Source organism: Flavobacterium sp., assembly GCF_043779715.1.
Lineage (GTDB): Bacteria > Bacteroidota > Bacteroidia > Flavobacteriales > Flavobacteriaceae > Flavobacterium.
Genome location: NZ_JAYWDT010000012.1, coordinates 1 through 2,267, shown reverse-complemented (window position 1 = coordinate 2,267; position 2,267 = coordinate 1). Strand labels below are relative to the sequence as shown.

Genomic DNA, 2,267 nt, shown 5'->3' with positions numbered 1-2,267 from the left:
AAGTTCGACTATTTTTTTTTCGCTAAGGGTTAAGCTGTATGGCTCAAGGTTGTTAAAGGAAGCATTTTGAGTTAAATCATTTTTCAAATGTTCACTAATGTATTTATTCCCATTTTTTACTTCATTCAAGCATTTTTCCAATTCAGTATGAGCGTATTCCTTTAAAATATATCCATAAATTCCATACTCAATTGCTTTTTTATAAATGGTTATTTCTTTATGCATGGTCAGCAGCACAACTTTTGTTTTCCATTTATTTTCGAAAACTTTTTTAGCAACATCCAATCCATCTAAACCTGGCATATTAATATCTAAAACAGCAATATCTGGTTCATATAAATTGATTGAATTGAAAGCAGAAATTCCGTTACTGCAAACTTCGATTACTTTATATCCCAAAGATTCAACATACGTTTTGGTTCCTTCTAGCGTAAACGGATGATCATCGGCAATTAGAATTTTCATGATTGTTTTTTTATTTTGACCGTTATTATGGTACCGTTTTCATCGGATGTTATTTTTGCTTCGCCACCTATTGCTCTGCTTCGCTCAATAATATTATGAAGCCCGAAAGCATTTTTCCCGTTTAAAGCTTCGGAAACATTAAATCCCTTTCCGTTGTCTCTAATTTCAATATATAGAACATCCGTTTTATCTACTATTGTAATTTTTGCCGCAATAGCATCCGAGTATTTTATGATGTTGGATAATGATTCTTGTATAATTCGATACAGCTGCAACGCGTCAGAGTTTGATAAAAAATTCGCATAATCAATATCAGCAGTGACCATAAAGTTATTATCTGACTGTGCATTTTCAATTAATTGTTCTACACTTGCTTGCAACCCTATTTTATCGAACATTACAGGATGTAGGTTTCGGCTGATCCTGCGAATAATGTTAAGAATTGAATCAATTTTAGAATATATATCATCGGTTTTTTGTTCGAATGCATTTTTCAATATCAGCAATTCGTGGCTTACGCTATCATGCAGATCACCTGCTATTCGTTTTCGTTCTTCTTCGGTTTTCTCGATCAGCTGTTTTGCATATTGTTGAACGTTTTCTTTTTCTAATTTTATTTTCTTCTGTTTTTGCTTTGTACTATACACAATAACCGTTAAAAATAATCCTAAAAACAAGGAAACTAACAAGGCAATAGTTGTATTTTTATTTAAAATAGTTTTTTCTTGGATCTCAATTTGTTGTTGTTTTTTCTGATTTTCATAAATTGTTTCAAGTTCTAGAATTTTATCTTGCATAGCACGGTTTCCCATACTATCATTTACCTTGTGAAGTTCCTCCTCGTAGGTTAAAGCATTTTTGTAATCATTATTTTTTATTGAATATTTTTTTAGAACCGTATAAAACAAACTCAATTTTTCATTTTGTTTGTTTTGTTTCAAAGTTGGAATTGAAGATTCAATACTACTGATATCAGCCGTTTTTGGATTACTCATTGCTTCATATTCAGCAACGGTGGCAATATAATCTTCTGTCCAGTTAACCGAATTTACTTTTTTGACCAAAGGTTTTAAATCGTCGAGCATTTTTTTAGCTTCGTCAAATTTATTTTCTTCGAGCAAGTACAGCACTTTCCAATCAGAAAATGCAATTTTTAAAACATCGCTTTCAAATTTACTTTTATCAAATTCTAGCATTACAGAGTCTATCAATGCAGCCGTTTTAGGCTCTGAAAAATCGGCGTAGGTACAAATTTTATTGTACAAACTCATGTACGTGTCGTAAGTATTGCCCGACTGTACAAAACATTGAATTGCCTTATTACTGTATGCAATGGCTTTCTTTTTATCTTTTATTGCTCTATAAATATTGGTATAATTAGCATACACAGCGCCTATTCCTTCTATATCATTAATCTTAGTAGAATATTTTAGAGCATCTTTATTAGCTTGTAAACTTAAATTTTGCTTGCCCATCCCGTAATACGTGTACGCTAGTCTATAGTTAGCTCTAGCTATTCTAAAACAGCTTTGGTAATCGTTGGGCTCTAACACTGTAACGTTTAGAAAATAATCACATGCTTTTTGAAAATTACCTTTGTCAAAATAATAATCAGCATAATAACTATCTACAAAGGTTGTTTTTAAGACAGGAACTTTACTTCTATATTTTTGATCAAATTCTTTTACAGTGTTTAAAAAAGGTTCGTTAAAATCATACAGAAACGCCAATTTCGCACTAATAACATCCAGTATTTTAGCAGCTTCTATGTATTTCTTTTGTGCAATTTTACTATTGTAGTA

The 2,267-nt window shown here is 31.3% G+C and carries 2 protein-coding genes; both read right to left on the bottom strand.

The genetic code is table 11. The features are described from left to right. Positions 1 to 465: response regulator (locus ACH2BG_RS00505; RefSeq protein ID WP_395045783.1), on the bottom strand; the 465-nt coding region annotated here is incomplete at its 3' end. Continuing rightward, positions 462 to 2,267, bottom strand: a 1,806-nt coding sequence (locus ACH2BG_RS00500) for an ATP-binding protein (RefSeq protein WP_395045782.1), incomplete at its 5' end; no start/stop codon positions are given. The genes ACH2BG_RS00500 and ACH2BG_RS00505, both read right to left, overlap by 4 nt.